The organism is Bradyrhizobium huanghuaihaiense (assembly GCF_025200885.1).
Classification (GTDB): domain Bacteria; phylum Pseudomonadota; class Alphaproteobacteria; order Rhizobiales; family Xanthobacteraceae; genus Bradyrhizobium; species Bradyrhizobium huanghuaihaiense.
Genome location: NZ_CP104172.1, coordinates 6,079,255 through 6,099,488, shown reverse-complemented (window position 1 = coordinate 6,099,488; position 20,234 = coordinate 6,079,255). Strand labels below are relative to the sequence as shown.

The 20,234-nt window shown below is 63.2% G+C and carries 8 protein-coding genes; 5 read left to right on the top strand and 3 right to left on the bottom strand.

Annotation, left to right across the window (positions count from 1 at the left end; genetic code table 11):
* Positions 1-11: 11 nt before the first annotated feature.
* A complete protein-coding gene (locus tag N2603_RS28945; RefSeq protein WP_260384803.1) occupies positions 12-1,037 on the top strand; it encodes a glycoside hydrolase family 5 protein in 1,026 nt (341 codons plus the stop codon).
* Positions 1,038-1,053: 16 nt separating this feature from the next.
* Here N2603_RS28945 and N2603_RS28940 read toward each other — a convergent pair whose 3' ends face one another.
* Positions 1,054-1,671, bottom strand: a complete 618-nt coding sequence (locus N2603_RS28940; protein WP_260384802.1) for a hypothetical protein — start codon at positions 1,669-1,671, stop codon at positions 1,054-1,056.
* A gap of 269 nt (positions 1,672-1,940) precedes the next feature.
* Between N2603_RS28940 and N2603_RS28935 the strand changes: the two genes are divergently transcribed.
* On the top strand, positions 1,941-2,216 hold the full coding sequence (locus N2603_RS28935) for a DUF3303 domain-containing protein (protein WP_018647522.1): 276 nt from the start codon (positions 1,941-1,943) through the stop codon (positions 2,214-2,216).
* Positions 2,217-2,367: 151 nt separating this feature from the next.
* On the opposite strand, the gene N2603_RS28930 is transcribed toward N2603_RS28935, so the two are convergent.
* Positions 2,368-2,889, bottom strand: coding sequence for a ParB N-terminal domain-containing protein (locus tag N2603_RS28930; protein ID WP_260384801.1), 522 nt, complete (start codon positions 2,887-2,889; stop codon positions 2,368-2,370).
* Positions 2,890-3,523: 634 nt separating this feature from the next.
* Between N2603_RS28930 and N2603_RS28925 the strand changes: the two genes are divergently transcribed.
* The 3 genes from N2603_RS28925 to N2603_RS28915 are packed head-to-tail and all read left to right on the top strand — an operon-like array spanning position 3,524 to position 19,635.
* Positions 3,524-19,060: an Ig-like domain-containing protein gene (locus N2603_RS28925; RefSeq protein ID WP_260384800.1), complete on the top strand. Its 15,537-nt coding sequence runs from the start codon at positions 3,524-3,526 to the stop codon at positions 19,058-19,060.
* 30 nt (positions 19,061-19,090) lie between these two features.
* Positions 19,091-19,366 (top strand): hypothetical protein, encoded by a 276-nt coding sequence (locus N2603_RS28920; RefSeq protein ID WP_260384799.1) that lies wholly within the window; start codon positions 19,091-19,093, stop codon positions 19,364-19,366.
* Positions 19,367-19,407: 41 nt separating this feature from the next.
* The gene (locus tag N2603_RS28915; protein ID WP_145832131.1) at positions 19,408-19,635 is read left to right on the top strand and encodes a hypothetical protein; all 228 of its coding nucleotides are present in this window, start codon (positions 19,408-19,410) and stop codon (positions 19,633-19,635) included.
* 24 nt (positions 19,636-19,659) lie between these two features.
* Here the strand turns inward: N2603_RS28915 and N2603_RS28910 are convergent, their stop codons facing one another.
* Positions 19,660-20,106 (bottom strand): hypothetical protein, encoded by a 447-nt coding sequence (locus N2603_RS28910; protein WP_260384798.1) that lies wholly within the window; start codon positions 20,104-20,106, stop codon positions 19,660-19,662.
* Positions 20,107-20,234 lie beyond the last annotated feature (128 nt).

Below are 20,234 nucleotides of genomic sequence, written 5' to 3'. Positions count from 1 at the left end.
AATGGAAGCAGATGACCGCCATCCGTGCTCGCTGGCCGAAGAGTCTCGATCTTGCGGCAGGCTTTCTCTTCGTCGCGGCGCTCTGCTCCCCATCTCCCGCTGCCGCGCAGGCTGCTTCCAATGGCATGCCGAAACTGGGCCGCGGCATCAACATTCTCGGCTATGACGGGATCTGGGAAGGCGGTCAGAATGTGCCGTTCCGCCTGGACAATCTGACGGCCATCAAGAAGGCCGGGTTCGCGCATGTCAGGATCAATTTCTTCGGCTTCAAGTTCATGGGTCCGGGGAACGTCCTGGACGAGATCGTCCTGAGGCGGCTTGATGCCGTCATCGAGGAGGTCCTGGCGCGCAATCTCGTTCCCGTTCTCGACGAGCACGATACCCACGTCTGCCAGAGCGACGTGGCCGGATGCGCGGAAAAGCTGAAGGCGTTCTGGCGGCAGATCGCCGAGCGCTATACCGGCAAGTATCCGAAACTGGTCTTCGAGATCTTGAACGAGCCGGGCGGACACATGACGTCGGCCGAATGGAATTCGCTGCTGGGCGAATGCCTCGGCATCATCCGCCGCACCAACCCCGCGCGGCCGGTCATTGCCGCAGTTCTCAACGTCGATGAGAATCCCGTCGACGAGCTGGTTCTGCCGGCTGACGACCGTAACCTCATCGTCACGTTTCACTATTACGCGCCCTTGCGGTTCACGCATCAGGGGGCGCCGTGGTCGGCGACGTTTTCGCGGATCGGTCCGCTGGATTGGGGCTCGCAGGATGACGAAGCGCGGGCCGCGGCCGACTTCGAGAAGATGAGCCGCTGGGCAGAGAAAGAAAAGCGCCCGGTTTACCTCGGCGAGTTCGGCGTGTACGAGCGCGCACCGTCCGATAGTCGCGCGAGATACCTGTCGTACGTCGCGCGAAGCGCCGACCGGCTGGGCTGGTCATGGGCCTATTGGCAGTTCGACCATGATTTCGCGGCCTTCGACAGTGCGCGCCAGGCCTGGAAGCCGGACATCCTGCGAGCGCTGATCCCGCCCTCGCGTTAGAGAGACATGCGGGCGCTCAAACCTCGAAAGTCCCGAGTCGGAAGATCGTCGCGTTCGAGTAGGGCGAAGGTTGTATGACCGTGAAGACCGCGTCCGGAAAAGCCTTCCAGACGGCGAGATCACTTCGTGTAACTTCGACAAGACCGTAGTGCGAGCGGTGTTCTCCCGGTTCGCTGGGTTCACCGACATCGGAAAACCGCAACCGCAAAATGCCGTCCTCCGGCAAAGGGAGTTGCGACCGACGTATTGTCGCGAGAGGCAAAGGTTCTTGGTCGACTGCAGATCTCTCTGGTGGGAGGGCTCCTGAGAGCGGAGCGGCATCACCCTGCGTGGCACGAGCCTCGGACGTCGGATCGATCGCGCCTGCCGATGCGGTGGCTGGTTCATCCGGTAAGGATGTTGGTTCAATGCCCGGCCGAAAATCCAGCCCAACGCTTGGCGGCACGGTTTGCGCAGCTCGGCCATCGCCAAATACGCTGTTGCGCCCCGAAGCGGCCTCGGCCGCGCCGGTCACGGCAGCCGGTACCGACTTCGTCCGCAACGCCGCCAGCGCGCCCCAGTCGAAATGCTCGGGATAGTCGGCTTGCACGTCATTTATGAAGGCAGGCCAAGAGGTGTGCGGGCTGTCGTTCATTGCATCCGTGGTGATCGCACTCTACGCTCGCTCGATGATTTTAGATGTAGCGCGCTGTCTTTCAGCTCATGCGCCCAAAGGGTATGGCCAATCGTTTGAATTTGCTAGTCCCCGGTAACGTCGTCCAGAGACACGCTGGAAATGGGGCCGCGCGACCGATCGAGGCCCACGCTCGAGCAAGGCGCGGGTCTTTGCAGCGTCACCGCTTCGTGTTTGACTAGGCACTGCCGTATAGGCACGGAAGCGCATTTTTAAATGGGAGAGCATTGATGAAGTACATCTCGCATTGGAAAATTCCGCCAAGCTCGATCGATGCAGCGATCAAGAAATTCCTGGAAACCGGCGGAGCTCCGCCCGAGGGCGTCAAGATGCTCGGGCGTTGGCATGGAATGAATGGCGAGGGTTTCGCCATTTCGGAAAGCAACGATCCCAAGGCCATGTACCAGTGGTACGCACAGTGGGCGAATGTCATGGAGCTCACGGTCACGCCCTGCGTCGAGGACGCGGAAGCCGGCCCAATTCTGGCAGGGATGGCAAAGCACTGATCGCGCGCTCGGGCGAGCAATCATAGGCTGCGCGTGGAGGGGCGCCGATGCTTGCGGGGATCGGCGCCTCATTTGCGCGTGTGATATTGCGGCAATAAGCAATAGGCGCTTGCGGGCTGGCTAATTCGCGCCTGGACAGCGCGGCGAAGGGTCAATAACGGCCACCGTCGCTTTTCTGTTGGGCGATCCATTGGGACAGGGTTTTCGTTCCGGGTACCAATGTTGCTGCCGTCCGGGCGGTTCGCGTCGATGATGCGGCCGGCTTGGCCCCTGTACTTCGTTCCGGTTGCCGATTGAAGCCCGGTTTCGCCGGCGCAGCCGCGACTGCTGTGGCGGCCTCCCTCTCAAGGCGCAATTGCTTCAACCGGGCCATCTTGTTGCGCTCGGCTTCCAGTTCCGTGCTGTCGGACAGCAGTTTCCTGTGCTGAGGACTCTCTGCCGCGACGGCGACAGCGATGACGGACATTTCACCAAGGGCCTTGCAGGCCTCGAGCCGATGCAGTCCGTCGACCAGAACGAACTGATCATCCTCGGGGCGAACGGAAATGGGAACTTGCTGTCCGATCTCCAGGATGCTTTCCGCGATCGTTTGAACGAGCCCGGGGTCGAGCGTCTTTCTGCTCTTGGTCGGAACGCGAATTTTGTCGATCGACAAGCTTTCCGCTTTGGGCATAGCTTCTGCTCCAGCACTCTTGCTCCGTCGCCGCGCGGCGAGGCGAGGGAGTGCGGCTATCCTAGGAGCGAGCGGGCGCGTGAAGCAACCAGTTTCCATTCGCCTTGCACATGGCGCACGGGAAACTGGGGAATAGCGCCTCGAGGCAGGCGTACCGACGCAGGCTGAATGCTCTCTTGTCGGATCTGCGGTGCGCTTCAGCGATCCGGGATCGGGAGTGCTCGCGGTTGCCTGAGCGATAGGCCGTAAAAACCGTCTGGCCCGGTTTAATCCCGTTTCTCCTCGGCGGCGGGACGCGATTAGGCTCCGGGCCGTCTTCCGGCCCCGCGCTCCGCGAGCCGGACGCGGTGTTCGGATAAACGGCAAAACTCACTGCGTGGATTGGAATTCAATAGTATTTTCAATGTCTGACGCGAATTTGCGTCGCGGTCTCTACGCCGCCTGCGGCCCGAATTAATTACGGTGCAGAAAACTCAGGCAGGCGGTTCGTGGCCACTTTTCTCTGGAACTTCGTAATGGTACTTAAAAACGGTTTAATTAATTTTTAACGATTTACGGTGGCGTCTTGAACCACACCGACAGATTTTTGCCGAACGGCTCGGGGCACCAATCCCTTCAATTCGGGCACGACGCGTTGGCGGAGATACCGTCCGCTGCAGTTGTGATCCCGGACGCGCACCTTCTCTTCTCCGGCGACTTCGTGCGCAGCGGCGTCGACCTGATCCTCTCGGATCAGCTCCATCGCGTCGTCGTGCCAAACTATTTCCGCGATCACGCGCGCCCGTTGCTCGTTTCCCCGGAAGGCGCGCACCTCGATCCCGGCGTCATCGATGCTCTGACCGGACACACGCAATATGCGCAGGCCGGTGCGCCCGCGGCCAGCGGCAAGGTGGTGGGCCATGTCGTCAAGATGACCGGCAGCGCAAGCATCGTCCGCAATGGCGTGACGATCGTCGCCAACGTCGGTGATGCGATCTACCAGAACGACGTGGTGCAGACGGGCAGCGACTCGACCCTTGGTCTCGTGCTCGACGACGGCACGACGTTCAATCTGTCCGCCAGTGCGCGGTTCATGCTGAACGAACTGACCTACGATGCCAGCAGCACATCCAACAGCTCGCTGATGACCCTGGTCCAGGGCGCCGCCAGCTTTGTGGCGGGCCAGGTTGCGAAGACCGGTGATATGCGGGTGGCGACACCCAGCGCCACGATCGGGATTCGCGGCACGGCCGTGATCCTCGACGTTTCGGCGACCGACGGAAAGGTGTCGGTTTCCGTCATCGACCAGCGTGACGGTCTGGTGCATGCCGTCCAGGTTTTCAATACGGCCGGTGTCTTGATAGGTACCGTCACGAGCAACGGATCGACGCTGACGCTGACGCCGACGGCGACTTTCGACGTGATTGCCCAGCAGAGCAACAAGACGACAGATCAGGTCGCGCAGGAATTCGGTGCATTCCAGCAGGTGCTGAGCACATATGATTCCGGCAAACAGCTGTTTCCAAATCTTCCGCAGCACACGGAGAACAGGGACAACAACAATAACAACCCGAATCCGAACAGCACGACGAAATTCGCCGGGAGCCCGCCGCTACAGCCGCCCGGCACGGAATATCATCCCCCGCTCGGGACAAGCGCCACCCCGCCCTCGAGCGCAACGCCTCCGACCGTTGTCGTCACGGTCAACCCGGCTTCCGACTCCGGCACAAGCCCGCCTCCGAGCAACATCGTTGTGGGGGAGGCGATCATTGTCCCGGTCAAGCTGTCGGCCGTTCCATTCGTCGTCACGCCGCCGAACGTTGCGGCAATCACCTCCGGGCCGGGAGACCATATCGGTCCGGTCATGAGCGCCAATGGCGACGTCGTCTACGATCCCGACGGCGCAATCTACTTTTTCAACCACGAGACGGGCGCAACCACGACCATCGCCTCTCCCGCGAACGGCTGGAGCTACGGTTCGCCGACGATCAGCTTTGACGGCCGCTATATCGTCTATCAGGGCTCCGACGGTGGCGGGAGCTTCGTCTTCGTCTATGGCACCGATCCTTCCGATCCGGCGCACTATCATGTTCAGACCGAGCTGGCGCCGGGAAGCGCGCCCGCCGTCAGTGGCGACGGCGGCACGATCGTCGTGCAACAGGATGGCGGCAACGTTTCGATCTACGGTCTTGACGGCACGCTCAAAGGAACGGTGACGCCAGGTGCGGTGGGGAGCTCGGGGGCGCTTTGGAAGCCCGCCATCAGCGCCGACGGCCACCTGATTGCCTTCTGGAATTCGGATGTGGCGGCTCCAGGAGGCGGGGGCAGGCTTCTTGCCTTCGATTTGTCGACGGGCGAACTGGCCGTGATTGCCGGCACCTCCGCCGGGGCCGGGACGGTTGCGCCGACCATCAGCGCAGATGGCCGCATGATCGCCTATCAGGAGACTGACGGCGCCGGCCATTCCGAGATCTATCTCTATGATCTGAATGCCGGGGCCGTCGTATTTCACACGTCCAACGCCTCGGGCAGCAGCTACAGTCCGGTGCTGAGCCCGGACGGCCACTTCATCGTCTTCACGAGCGAGGCGAGGCTGACCTCGGCCGATCAGAACGGGTTCGCCGATATCTACATCGTCGACGTCACGAACCCGGCGGCCCCCGCCTATCGGCTGGTTTCAGACGGGGTGGATACAGCGTCCAATGGCGGTGCCGCGATCAGCGCCGGCGGCCAGTACGTCGCCTTCGGCAACAGCAGCAACATCTTCTTTGCCGATCCGACCTCGGGACTTAGTGCGATCATTCTGGAGACGGCGAAGTCGTCCGACGTCCTCGCCGCCAAGGGATCGATAGCAGTCACGGGTGACTACACCGGCGTCACGGTCAGCGTGACGGATCAGTTTGGCGACGCGACCCCGTATTTCAGCGCCAGCTTTGACGCAAACGGGCATATCAACTGGAGTTTCGCCGAGCCGAAGAGCGACTTTGCGGGGCTGTCTTTCGGCGAGACAGCCACGCAGGAATTCATCATCAGGCTCTCCGCTGACAATGGCTCCATAACCGTCCCCGTCTTCGTAACGGTGCATGACGGCGTACAGCCTGCCATCCAGACGGCCGATGCGGCTCCGGTGGCGGCGCCCGTCACGCTCGCGCAGGGGCTGCAGGACAGCCCCTACGTCATCGCGCCGACGGTCTTGCTCAAAGGCGTCGCCGACATCGACGGTCCCTCCCTGTCCATCACGTCGCTGACGATCCAGAGCGGAGGCGGGGGGCTGATCCAGAACAGCGATCAGACGTGGACGTACACGCCGGATCCGGGATTCAGCGGCCGCGTCGTCTTCGGCTATACGGTCTCCGATTCAATCAAGTCTGCGGCTTCCACCGCAAGTCTCAACATCACGCTGCCGCTGGCCATTACGGCGATCAGTCCTGATAGCGGGGCCTCCGGCGATTTCATCACCAACAGCACCCAATTGTCGGTCTCCGGCAGCAATGGAGCGCTCTCGCCCGGCGAGAAGATTCAGGTCAGCAGCGACAATGGTCTCACATGGAGTGACGTCGTTCAGGCGACAGGAACGACGTGGAGCCTGATCGATCCCGGTGTCCACAATGCGAGCTTCTCGTACCAGGTGCGCGTCGTCGATTCCGTCGGCAACACGATCGGCTCCGCCGCGCAGGCTGTCACAATCGACACGGCTTCGCCCGTGGTCACGATCGACAATTCGGATGCGCTGACCAACCAGGCCACCCAGAGAATCGCCGGAACGGTCGGCTTGGCCGATGCCGGAACCACCGTGATCGTGTTCGACAATGCGCAGGCCGTAGCCGGTGCCGTTGTCCAGGCGGACGGCAGCTGGAGCGTGATCGTACAGCTTTCCGAGGGCGGCAATAGCTTCGTCGCCCAGGACACGGACGTGGCCGGCAATTTGGGCTCGAGCAATACGGTCGTCCTGACGCTCGATTCGACGCCGCCTGCGCCTGTTGCATCCGTGGGGACATTGAGCGCCGACAGCGGCAGCTCGCCGACCGACTTCAATACCAACGTGGCCTCGCAAACGGTCAGCGGCACCTATACCGGTGCCTTGGGTCCGGGCGAGACGATCCAGGTCAGCGCCAACAATGGCGCCACCTGGGTGACGGCGTCCGCATCGGGCGGCAACTGGTCGGCATCTAGCGTATCGCTGTCGTCCGGCACCAACTTGCTGTCGGTTCGCACCATCGACCTCGCCGGTAACATCACGGCGGGGACGGGACACAGCTACACTCTGGATACCTTGGCGCCGACGGCGGTTGCGACGGTGACGCTGCTAAGTTCTGACACTGGCAGCTCCTCGACCGATTTCGTCACCAACATTCCGTCGCAAACCGTAAGCGGCACCTATACGGGTGTCCTGGCTTTCGGCGAAACGATTCAGGTCAGCGCGGATGGCGGTGTGAGCTGGGTGACCGCAACGGCCAATGCGGCCAACGGCACCTGGTTAGCATCCGGCTTGACGCTGTCGGCGGCCGGGAACACGCTGTCAGTTCGCACGATCGACCTTGCGGGCAATGTCGCGGCGGGAACAGGCCACAGTTACACCTTCGACACCGTCGCGCCGTCCGCAATTGCGACGGTGACGGCGCTGGGGTCAGACAGCGGCAGCTCCGCGAGCGATTTCATCAGCAATGTCGCGTTGCAGACGGTCAGCGGCACCTATTCCGGCGCCCTCGGTGCCGGCGAGTCCATCCAGGTCAGCGCCGACGGCGGCACAACCTGGGTGACGGCGGTCGCCAACGCATCGAACGGCACCTGGGCAGCATCCGGAGTAACGCTGTCGGCCGCCGGGAGCACGCTGTCGGTCCGGACGATCGATCTGGCTGGCAACAGCGTTGCCGGCACCGGGCATGCCTACACACTGGACACCAGCGCGCCGTCAGCGGTTGCGACGGTGATCGCACTGGGGTCCGACAGCGGCAGCTCGTCGAGCGATTTCGTCACCAATGTGGCGTCGCAGACTGTAACCGGAACGTATACCGGCGCGCTGAGTCCCGGCGAGTCAATTCAGCTCAGCGTTGACGGCGCGAACTGGGTCACGGCAAATGCAGCAGGGGGCGCGTGGTCCGCATCGGGCGTGCTCCTTTCCGGGGCAGGCAGTTTGCTGTCGGTCCGCACCATCGATTTGGCCGGCAATATCGCTGCGGGCACCGGCCACAGCTACACGCTGGACCAGACCGTTCCGTCCGGCGGCACGCCAGATCTGATTGCGAGTTCGGATTCCGGCTCCTCCAGCAGCGACAACAATACCAACGTACTGGCCCCGACGCTGACGGTCGCGCTTGGTGCCGGTGTTGCCGTGGGCGACACGGTCCAGCTGCTGCTGAATGGGTCCTCGTTCTCCCATCCTCTGGTGCGAACCGTCACCTCGGGCGATATCGCGGCTCAAAACGTCAGTTTCGCGGTGAGCCCCGGTGACCTTGGACCTGACGGGACCAAGCCGATCTCTGCCCGGTTTACCGATCTGGCGGGCAACAGCTCGACCACCAGCGCCTTGACCATCACGCTCGACACGAGCGCGGCCGTGCTGGCGATCACCAATCCCGGCGGCAACACCAATCAATCCGTGCAGACGATTACCGGTACGGCGGATCCCGCTGACGCGGGTGCGATTGTCACCGTCCTGGATGATGGCACTCCGGTCGGCGTCGCAACCATCCAGGCCAACGGCACTTGGAGCACCGACGTCACGCTGCACAGCGACGCCAACAGCTTGACCGCGCAAGCGACTGATGCCGCCGGCAACCAGGGCGTCAGCAACACGGTGGTCTTCACCTTGAACACCAATGCCCCGTCCGGCGGTACGCCGGACCTGGCGACAGCTTCCGATTCCGGCAGTTCCAGCAGTGACAACACGACGAACGTGACCGCGCCGACTTTCACGGTCGCCCTCGGCGCCAACGTCGCGGCGGGAGATACGATCCAGCTGTTGCTCAATGGCTCGCCGTTCGCCCATCCCGTCACGCACACGATCAGCGCAGCCGACATCAGCGCGCAGAGCGTGAGCTTGACCGTAACCGACGGTGATCTCGGCCCTGACGGCGCCAAGTCGATCTCGGCCAGACTCAGCGACAGTTTCGGCAACACCTCGACCACCGCCGCACTGATCATCACGCTCGATACCGCCGCACCGACGGTGAGCAGCGAGGCGATCACGAGCGCGACGGGGGCGCAGAACAATACGCTCAATGCCGGCGACGTGGTCAGCGTCACCGTGACGTTCAGCGAGAGCGTCACCGTGACGGGGACGCCGCAACTGGCCCTGAACATCGGCGGGACACCGGTGCAGGCGAGCTACGCCTCGGGCAGCGGCAGCACCCAGCTGGTGTTCACCTACACGATCCAGGCCGGGCAAAACGACGCCAACGGCATCAGCATTGACACGAATGCGCTGAGCCTGAACGGCGGCACGATCACGGATGCGGCTGGCAACGTGGCCGTGCTGACCGCGGCCGCGGTGACGGACAACGCCAGCTACAAGGTCGATACCGCCGGGCCGACGGTGAGCAGCGAGGCGATCACCAGCGCGACGGGGGTGCAGAACGGCACGCTCAATGCCGGCGACGTGGTCAGCGTGACCGTGACGTTCAGCGAGAGCGTCACGGTGACGGGGACGCCGCAACTGGCCCTGAACATCGGCGGGACACCGGTGCAGGCCAGCTACGCCTCGGGCAGCGGCAGCAGCCAGCTGGTGTTCACCTATACGATCCAGGCCGGGCAGAACGATGCCAACGGCATCAGCATCAACGCCAACGCGCTGAGCCTGAACGGCGGCACGATCACCGATGTTGCCGGCAACGCGGCCGTGCTGACCGCGGCTGCGGTGGCGGACAACGTCAGCTACAAGGTTGATACCGCCGCACCGACGGTGAGCAGCGAGGCGATCACCAGTGCGACGGGGGCGCAGAACAGCACGCTCAATGCCGGCGACGTGGTCAGCGTCACCGTGTCGTTCAGCGAGAGCGTCACGGTGACCGGGACGCCGCAACTCGCCTTGAACATCGGCGGGACACCGGTGCAGGCCAGCTACGCCTCCGGCAGCGGCGGCACCCAGCTGGTGTTCACCTACACGATCCAGGCTGGCCAGAACGATGCCAACGGCATCAGCCTCGGCGCCAACGCCTTGAGCCTGAATGGTGGCACGATCGCGGACGCCGCCGGCAACGCGGCGGTGCTGACCGCGGCTGCGGTGGCCGACAATGCCAGTTACAAGGTCGATACCGCGGCCCCGACGGTGAGCGGCGAGGCGATCACCAGCGCGACGGGCGCTCAGAACGGCACGCTCAATGCCGGCGACGTGGTCAGCGTTACGGTGTCGTTCAGCGAGAGCGTCACGGTGACGGGGACGCCGCAACTGGCCCTGAACATCGGCGGGACACCGGTGCAGGCGAGCTACGCCTCGGGCAGCGGCAGCACCCAGCTGGTGTTCACCTACACGATCCAGGCCGGGCAAAACGACGCCAACGGCATCAGCATTGACACGAATGCGCTGAGCCTGAACGGCGGCACGATCACGGATGCGGCTGGCAACGTGGCCGTGCTGACCGCGGCCGCGGTGACGGACAACGCCAGCTACAAGGTCGATACCGCCGGGCCGACGGTGAGCAGCGAGGCGATCACCAGCGCGACGGGGGTGCAGAACGGCACGCTCAATGCCGGCGACGTGGTCAGCGTGACCGTGACGTTCAGCGAGAGCGTCACGGTGACGGGGACGCCGCAACTGGCCCTGAACATCGGCGGGACACCGGTGCAGGCCAGCTACGCCTCGGGCAGCGGCAGCAGCCAGCTCGTATTCACCTACACGATCCAGGCTGGCCAGAACGATGCCAACGGCATCAGCATCGACGTCAACGCGCTGAGCCTCAACGGCGGCACGATCACGGATGCCGCAGGCAACGCGGCGGTGCTGACCGCGGCCGCGGTGGCCGATAATGCCAGCTACAAGGTCGACACCGCGGCACCGACGGTGAGCAGCGAGGCGATCACGAGCGCGACGGGGGCACAGAACAATACGCTCAATGCCGGCGACGTGGTCAGCGTCACCGTGACGTTCAGCGAGAGCGTCACGGTGACGGGGGCGCCGCAACTGGCCCTGAACATCGGCGGGACGCCGGTGCAGGCCAGTTACGCCTCCGGCAGCGGCAGCACCCAGCTGGTGTTCACCTATACGATCCAGGCCGGGCAGAACGATGCCAACGGCATCAGCATCAACGCCAATGCGCTGAGCCTGAACGGCGGCACGATGACCGATGCCGCCGGCAATGCCGCGGTGCTGACCGCGGCCGCGGTAGCCGATAATGCCAGCTACAAGGTCGACACCGCGGCACCGACGGTGAGCAGCGAGGCGATCACGAGCGCGACGGGGGCGCAGAACGGCACGCTCAATGCCGGCGACGTGGTCAGCGTCACCGTGACGTTCAGCGAGAGCGTCACGGTGACGGGGGCGCCGCAACTGGCCCTGAACATCGGCGGGACGCCGGTGCAGGCCAGTTACGCCTCCGGCAGCGGCAGCACCCAGCTGGTGTTCACCTACACGATCCAGGCCGGGCAGAACGATGCCAACGGCATCAGCATCAACGCCAATGCGCTGGGCCTGAACGGTGGCACGATCGCGGACGCCGCCGGCAACGCGGCGGTGCTGACCGCGGCTGCGGTGGCCGACAACGCCAGCTACAAGGTCGATACCGCCGCCCCGACGGTGAGCGGCGAGGCGATCACCAGCGCGACGGGCGCGCAGAACAGCACGCTCAATGCCGGCGACGTGGTCAGCGTCACCGTGACGTTCAGCGAGAGCGTCACGGTGACCGGGACGCCGCAACTCGCCTTGAACATCGGCGGGACACCGGTGCAGGCCAGCTACGCCTCCGGCAGTGGCAGCACCCAGCTGGTGTTCACCTACACGATCCAGGCTGGCCAGAACGATGCCAACGGCATCAGCCTCGGCGCCAATGCGCTGGGCCTGAACGGTGGCACGATCACCGATGCCGCCGGCAACGTGGCGGTGCTGACCGCGGCCGCGGTGGCGGACAATGCGAGCTACGTCGTCGACACCGGTTCGCCGACGGAATCCGTTGCGATTTCGTCTGTCGCCGGAAGCTCGTCTTCAACCAGCACCTCGATCATCGTAACGGGGACGAACGGCACGCTTGCCTTTGGCGATAAAGTCCAGATCAGTACGGATAACGCGACGTGGACGGACGTTGTCCGGAACGGCTTGAGCCGGTGGACCTTCACCGACAGTACGGTCCGAAGCGCGAATTTCACTTACTTCACGCGCGTGGTCGATTCGGCGGGCAACGTCGGCGCGACGGCGAGCCTGCCGATCCTGGTCGCCAGCGGCGGCGCCAGCGTCGCGATGAGCCCGGCGGGCGGTGTCGTCGAGTTCACCGGATCCGGCGGCACTCTGCAGATTGGCGCGGCCGTCACTGCAACGATCAATGCTATTTCGATCGCAAGCGGGCCGGTCGCGATCGGCGGTAGCGCCAACATTACCACCAGCGCCGGCGATGCGATCGATCTCTATGCGACCGGTGCAAGTGCGGGCAATCCCGCGAACCTGACCGTCAATCCTACGGGCCAGATCACCGGCGCCGGAAGCGCTATCTCCGTGATTCAGAATGCCGCCGGATCGATCACGGTCACGACGTCGGGGACGGTGACCGGCCTGGCGGGCAGGGGCATTCTTGCTCAACAGAACGCGACGGGCACGGGCAGCATCCTGATCAATGGATCAGGCAGCGTGACAGGAACCGGCGCCGCGTTCAGCGGAATCGTCGCCGTCAACCTCAATTCGGCGAACAATGGCGATATCACCGTCAGCCAAAGCGGAAATATCGCGGGCGGTCACGACGGCATCCGTGTCCAGACCAACGGCAACGGCAATATCGGTGTAACCACGGCACCCAATCCGCTCGAGGCGACCGCGCAGATCATCGGTTCGACGCTCTACGGTATCGAGGCGCAATCCAAGGGTACCGGCAATATCCAGGTCAATGCGGGCGCCGGCACGGTCATCACATCAGGCGGCGTCGGCATCAACGCGTACAACGAAGCGGTCTCGCTGCCCAAGGTCGGCGGCGTGATCGCGAGCTCGATTTCGATCAATGCGAGCGGCGCGATCAACTCAGGCACAGCCCTGACCGGACAGGGCGGCCGTCCAGCCGGCATCCTCGCCGGCTACAAGGGCGGCGCGACCAATACCGTCAATTCCAGCGTGTTCGGCAACGTTGTCATCAGCAACTCCGCCACCATCAATGCGGCGGGTGGTGACGGCATCCGCGGCTACAATTTCGGGCCCGGCAACGTTTTCATTAGCAACTCCGGAACCATTGTTGCCAGCGATGTCTATGGCATCGCCGGCTCGAGCAGCAGCACTGGCAACGTTTCGGTCACGACGACTGCGAGCTCCAGCATCACCTCGGGGTCGCACGGTATCCTCGCGATCAATCAGGGCACTTCCATTCTGCAGAGCCTGGGCTCGACCGTCACCGTCACGGCCGCCGGCACGATCAACTCGGGTGTGCATCTGTCGGCCGGAGGTGCCCAGCCGGCGGGCATTTCAGCTGGCTACTATGGCAGCAACGGGACTTCAAACCCGAACATCAACGGCTCGGTCCTTGTCGACAATGCCGCCAATATTTCGGCGAGAGCCGGATATGGCATCATTGGCTTCAATGTCGGCTACGGCAACATCACGATCATAAACAGGGCCGACAAGTCGGTGAGCGGCGCGCAGTTCGGCATCTTCGCCGGTTCGTCCGTCAACGGCACCGCGTCGCCTTCCAATGTTTCGATCAGCGTCGAAGCCAATTCGACGCCGACGGCTGCCGCGGTGACTGCGAGCTCGCTCATGGGCCTTGCCGCAATCAACGCCAACAACACAAGCGGCGGCAATATCACGATCACGACCGGCGCCAATGACCAGTTCATGTCCGGCGGCTACGGCATCAACGCCAATTCGGCGGCCACCAGCGTCGCCTCCGGAAATCAGATATCGGTCACCACGTCGACGGGAGCGATCAACTCGGGCTTCAATTTCCTCTCGGGCGGTGGCACGCCTGCCGGCATCTCGGCTGGCTACTCGGTCGTCTCGCCGGCCAACATTCACGGCAACGTCGTTGTGGACAATGCGGCGACCGTCACCGCGGCTTCGGGGCCCGGCATCAATCTCTACAACAACGGCAATGGCACTATCAGCGCAACGCTGCGGCCGACGTCGTCTGTCGTCGCGGCGCAGGGAAGCGGCGTTAATGCATTCTCGGCGGCGGGCGGCAGCATCACGATCAACAACCAGGGCGTCATCAGCGCGGCGGGCATCGGCATCTCGGTCGGCAACGGATCCAGTGCTTCGGTCAATGGGTTGATCTCAATTTCCAATTCCGGAACGATCAATGCGCCCGGTGTGCCGTTCATGCCCGTCGTGGCGATCGGCAACGGCAACAGCACTCAGACTGCAACGATTTCCAACGCCGCGGGCAAGTTCATCGCCTCGAGTCTCTTTGCCCGCACGACCAACAACTTCGCCATCTCGGTCTTCGCCGGCAATGGGTCGGTCACCAACAACGGCTCGATCACCGGAAATATCAGCTTTAGCGGGACTGGCAGCGGCAGCGTCAACAACACGCTCGGGGCAACCTGGAATATCAATGGCTCGAACTTCTTCGGCAGCGGCGCGAACGCGATCAGCAATGCCGGCATCATCAATATGCTCGGTCTTGCTGCCCTGTCCGGGGCAGGCGCGATTGCGCTGTCGAACACGGGTAACATATCCGTTTTGCCCAACAGCTCGGCGCAGATCTTCGCCAACGTGACCGGTGCGGGCTCGATCCTCCTGGGCGACCACTCAGCCCTTGAACTCGGACTGTCTGTTGCGGCTACACAAACCATCAATTTTGGCGGCAGGGGACTTCTGACGTTCGACAACCCGGCCTCGGTTGGTGCGAATCTGCCGCTCAACTTCAGCGCCAGCGGCAGCGGCAATGTTGGCTCCATCATCACACTAGGGAGTGGCGGCATCACCGCTGCGAACATCAGCGGCTCTACGCTGACCGTGAGCGGCGTGCAAAACTATGCGTTCCAGGTGTCCGGAACCGGGCTGTCCGGAAATATGTTCGATGTTCTCTCGTCGAACCGTATCGTGCTGGTGCCGACCAGCGCGACGATCATCTCCGGCGTCACCACGTCGCAATCGCCCCTGACGCCCGTAGGCTTCTACATTCTCGACAACGACCACATCAACAGCAGCACTGGGCCTGGGTTCAACCTATCGACGACCGACGGAGTTGCTGCGAATACGTACACGGTCGTGGCCAACGCAAGTTCCGACATTGTGATCAACGGTGCCTTTCCCGGTCTCCGGGTCGCGACACAGGGCGCCAGCGGCGCGATCATCAATGCCGCGAATATATCCGGCCCTACTGCCAGCACCGGCCCCAACACTGGCCTCGTCGTCGATGCCACGCAAGGCGGCAACAGCGGCAGCGGCTCCGCCGATATCGTCAATTTTGCGAATGTGAGCGGTGTCGCCAACGCCATCTCCGCCACGACGGTCAACGGCAATATCAATATTGTCAGCGTGGGCGCCGCGCTGACCGGAACGAACTCGTACGGAATCCTGGGCGTGTCCAACGGCACGGGCGGCGTCACCATCACGACGTCGGGCGGCACGATCAATGCCGGCTTTAACGGCATCCGCGCCGCCGCGCTGCAGGAAACCACCCCTGGGCCGGGCGGCAATATCATCATCTACAACTCGTCTACCATTACGAGCGGCACGAACACTGCAAACATTGCGGGCAGCGGCGCGGCCGGTCTTCGCGCGCGGATTCTCAATAACAACACGACGGTGCCGAACGCGGTGATCACAGGCGACGTCACGATCGAGAATCGCGCCAGCATCACGGCGCAGGCCGGAGCAGGTATTTTTGCCGACAATTACGGTTCAGGAAATACGTCAGTCACGTTTGCGCCCGGCCAGTATGCGATCACGGCGGTCAATGGAGGCGCCACGGGCATCGGCAGCGGCCTTACCCAGTACGGTATCTTTGCCTTCACCTATGGTACGGGAAGCTCGCTGGTGAATGCCGGCTGGGGCACCACGATCACCTCGGGCAGCACGGGTATCAATGCGGGCAACCAGGCCACCGCGATTGCTTCGGGCAGCGCCAGCACCGTGTCGGTCTATAGCCAGGGGTTCATTTCATCCGGGACGAACGTCAACAACGGCGGCAGCGCACAGTCTGCGATCCAGGCGGGTTACAATCCCGGCGGTAACGGCGCGTTCAGTTCTGCGGTCTACGGCGACGTGATCGTCAATGTCGCGAGCGACGGCAATCCCTTCGGCAACTCCAATCCGACTCTGCTCGCCGCGGCGGGGCCCGGCGTCCTTGCTTACGACTACGGCGTCGGCAACATCGCAGTTAGCGTCGGCTTGGGTGTTTCGATTCAGGCACTAACGGCTGCAACGTCGTCTGCGGGCGGCAATGCTCCCTATGGCATCGGCGCCACGAATCGCGGCTCGGGCAACATCGTTGTCGTCGTAAGCTCGTCATCGATATCCCCGTCCTCGATCAATTCCGGCAGCAGCGGAATTAACGCAGTCAATGACGCAAATCCGACGGCGAGCACTCCGGATTTGATTAATCTCTTCGCGGCCAATGTCGCCGCCGGGAAGCCCGCGGTGGTTGCGGTGACGGCGGCCGGCACGATTACCTCTGGTAGCCTGCCGACCAACAGCGGCGGTACGCCGTCCGGCATCGCCGCCGGCTTCTTCGGCGGAGGGGGGCATGCGAACCAGTATGTCAGCGGCAACGTCTTCATCAACAACGCAGCGGACGTCTCTGCCGCCGGCTTCGGCCTGCAGGGCTATAATTACGGCTACGGCAACATAACGATCAACGACGCCTCGGGCGCCGACATCACGGCGGGTTCGAATGGCATCTATGCCCACGCCGATGGCGGGTTCACCGATCCGGTCACGTCGAGCGCGCTGTCCCGTGACATAGCCGTCACGGTCTATGCCAACACGACCATCACCGCCGGCTCCGCAACGTTCAACAAGGCCTACGGTATCCTCGCCCTGAGCACCAACGCCGGCAGTATATCGGTGGTCACGTCGACGGGAGATACGATCGACTCCCACCAAGGCGGCGCCGGCATCAATGCAGTCAACGAGGCCACGAGCATTGCGCCGTCGTTCAACAGTTCGGTGATTGTGACGAACGCGGCCTTCATACACTCCGGCATCGGCACCACGGGATTCAACAGCCAGCCGGCCGGTATCCTCGCAGGCTATATCGGCCAAGCGACGGACCCAAGTCTGAACAATCCACCGAACCCCGCCAACTACAACGTCTATGGCGAGGTTGTCGTCAATAACTTCGGCGATATCACCGCCGATGCGGGCGATGGCATCAGGGCCTATAGCTACGGCGTCGGCGATGTCGATGTGAGCAATTTTGGCGGAACCATCATCGCCCTCGGCGGTGCTAGCCCGCCGAACGGAACGGGTGTCGGCATCCTCGCGCAGAATTTTGGGCCGGGCAGCATTCATGTGACGACCTCGGCCACCACCTCGATCACGTCCGGTAGCTCCGGCATTGCTGCGGTCAACAAGGCGACCAAGGCAGATCCGCTCAATCCCTCCGTGGTCGTGCCCGCGACGTCTGAGGTCTTCGTGAATGCGTCCGGCACGATCCACTCGGGAACGACCCCGACGGGCACCGTCGCCGCCGACCCCGCTGCAGGCATTCTGGCCGGCTACAATCCCAACAATCAGAACACGGCGAACGATGCGGTCCACGGCAATGTCGTGGTTCACGATCACGCCACGATCGTCGCCCCGACAGGAACCGACGGCATCCGCGCGGTGAATTACGGCGTCGGCGACATCGCTGTTACGGTCGAGTCGGATTCCCGCGTGTTCGCGGGCCGGTACGGTGTTGCGGCGTTCGGCTTCGATGGCGGCGATGTGAGCGTCACGATCGACGGCTCGGTGATTGGCGGCACGGCGGGGCTCGACGTCACCACGACCGGCACGGGCCTGGTCACCATAGACAATGCCGGCGTCGTTGAGGGCATCGTCCTCGGCTACAACGCGACGTTCACGAACGAGGCGGGGGCGGATTGGCAGTTCAGTGGCGCCAGCGCGTTCACCGGCACCAGCACGCTCTCGAATGCCGGTACGATCGAAAGCACGGGCACGTCCTCGATTCTGGGCCTGGCGGGCTTCACAAATACCGGAACGATCGCGGTGGAATCCGGCAGCCTGGCCATCGGCACCGCGGTGACCGGCGGCGGCGCGGCGGTCATCTATAGCGCTTCGCTCGTGTTCAGCGCGGCGGCGGACGCCAACGTTACCTTCGACACCGGTAAGAGTACGCCCGGGACCTTGGTGCTTGCCGATGCCGCTCATTTCACCGGCACGGTTACCGGCTTTGCATTTGGAGATGCGATCGATCTCGTCGGAATCGCTCCTACGAACGTGAGCGTGTCCAGTTCGGGTGGTCTGCACGTGGATTTCGGCGTCGGCTCGTTCGCTCTCGCCGGCAGCTACGATCCGACCGGATTCCTCATCGCTTCCGACGGGCAGGGGGGCGCGAAGATCAGCTGGAATCATCAGGGGCCTGTCATCGATACCAGCCAGCTGACCGTCAACTTCAACAGTGGCACGTACACCGTGAGCGGGATTCAAGTGACCGACAGCGATCCGAGCGTTCCGACCGCGCCGGTCGTGACTTACACGCCCGGCGGTACGCCGCCCGCGTACGAGAAGGTAGCGTTGACGCTGTCGGACATTGCCGGCGCCACTCAAGTCGTGAATTTCATCTTCCAGAACGGCACGGGGACGACCGTGCAGGGCACCTCCGGCAACGACGTCATCTTCGCTGCGAGCGGTCAGGACGTGCTCACCGGGGGCGGAGGCCGGGACCAGTTCGTGTTCGCGGCGCCTCCGGCTTCGACGCCCGTCCAGCATACGATCACCGATTTCACGACGGGAATCGACAAGCTCGACGTTCGTCAGTTCACGAACGTGTCCTGGGCTTCGGCGGCGGACAGTCCCAATGACACGGTGGTGACGCTCGATGCCAACGATTCCATCCTGCTCAAGAACATCGTGGCGTCGAACCTCAAGGCAGGCGACTTCATCTTCCATGTGTAGTCGGCGCTAGCAGGAGGTGGACTGAACGGAATGCGTGACGTAGAGGCCTTGTTGAATTCGCTGGTCGATGTCGATCGCAGCATGCTGATCTCGGTGTTGTCGATGGAGGTGCAGACGGCCACAAAGCTCGCAATGAGTGGGCACCAGCGCACCGCCTGGCAGCGCGCGAAGAGGCGAAGCGCCGTCGAGCACGCTGCCCGTCTCGCGCATATCCTGGCCTATTTCAAATATGGGGAGACGCCGGCTGGCATGTCGGAGGACGATCGCCGGCTTTGCAGCAGCCTCGTGGAGAAGCGTAGCGTGTAGGTTGAACGGGTGACCCTGTCTGGAAGATATTTGATGAAGAGTTGACCGCCATGAATGAAAACGACGCGCTCGTGCTGGATCTTGCGATTGGCAGCCGCTTCCGGGTGAGGTCCCTCGGCAAGCATAGCAAGCGTTTGGACGGGAGGACGGGACGGGTCGTCGGCTTTGCCCAGACCAAGAACGCGCTGCGGGTCATTCTGGACGGACACAAGCATCCGCAAACGCTGCATCGCAGCTATCTGGAGCCGCTGGTCGAGACCGCGTCCTGAAGCGGCCGCCCCCGCGGCGCGGCGTCAGTTGGATTCGACCGGTGCGATCAGGTCGACGATGCGGAGCAGGCCCTGGCAGACACGCCAGATGCAGCCGGTGCCGAGAAACAGTTCGGTCGCTGCGTTCATGTCGCCAAACTGGAGGTGATATCCATTGGCGACCACGTTGATGGATATCCTGATGCCATTCGTGCCCACCAGCTGGGTGCGCGCCGTATGGACCGCTTCGACCAGCCGCCGTCCGAACTCCCTTGCATCGTCGAGATCAAGCGCTGCGAGCCGCGGTGGCGTGCGCGCCTGGTTGAAGGGATACACGGCGTCGATGAGGATGGTGTGGCCGTCCGATAGCATCAGCAGCTGGCTGACCGACTTTCCGGCCGGAAACAGGAAGCATCGCTCGTCGAGGTCGATCTTGATCTCGTACTTCGGCCGCAACTCTGCAATGATCCGGGGTGCGGGATTGATACTCATCGTGCTGCAACGCGAATTGACCGTAACATGGCTTTATCCTAGGTCGCTCGCGTGGAAGCGGCAAGGCGGACGCGTCAAGGTTAATGCGTCTATCCCGGGCCGCCCTGGGCAGTATAGTTGACGCATAG

Coding starts and splice junctions, on each gene's coding strand:
- N2603_RS28920 (WP_260384799.1), top strand. CDS start 19,091: ATGCGTGACGTAGAGGCCTTGTTGAATTCGCTGGTCGATGTCGATCGC.
- N2603_RS28935 (WP_018647522.1), top strand. CDS start 1,941: ATGAAGTACATCTCGCATTGGAAAATTCCGCCAAGCTCGATCGATGCA.
- N2603_RS28940 (WP_260384802.1), bottom strand. CDS start 1,671: ATGAACGACAGCCCGCACACCTCTTGGCCTGCCTTCATAAATGACGTG.
- N2603_RS28910 (WP_260384798.1), bottom strand. CDS start 20,106: ATGAGTATCAATCCCGCACCCCGGATCATTGCAGAGTTGCGGCCGAAG.
- N2603_RS28930 (WP_260384801.1), bottom strand. CDS start 2,889: ATGCCCAAAGCGGAAAGCTTGTCGATCGACAAAATTCGCGTTCCGACC.
- N2603_RS28945 (WP_260384803.1), top strand. CDS start 12: ATGACCGCCATCCGTGCTCGCTGGCCGAAGAGTCTCGATCTTGCGGCA.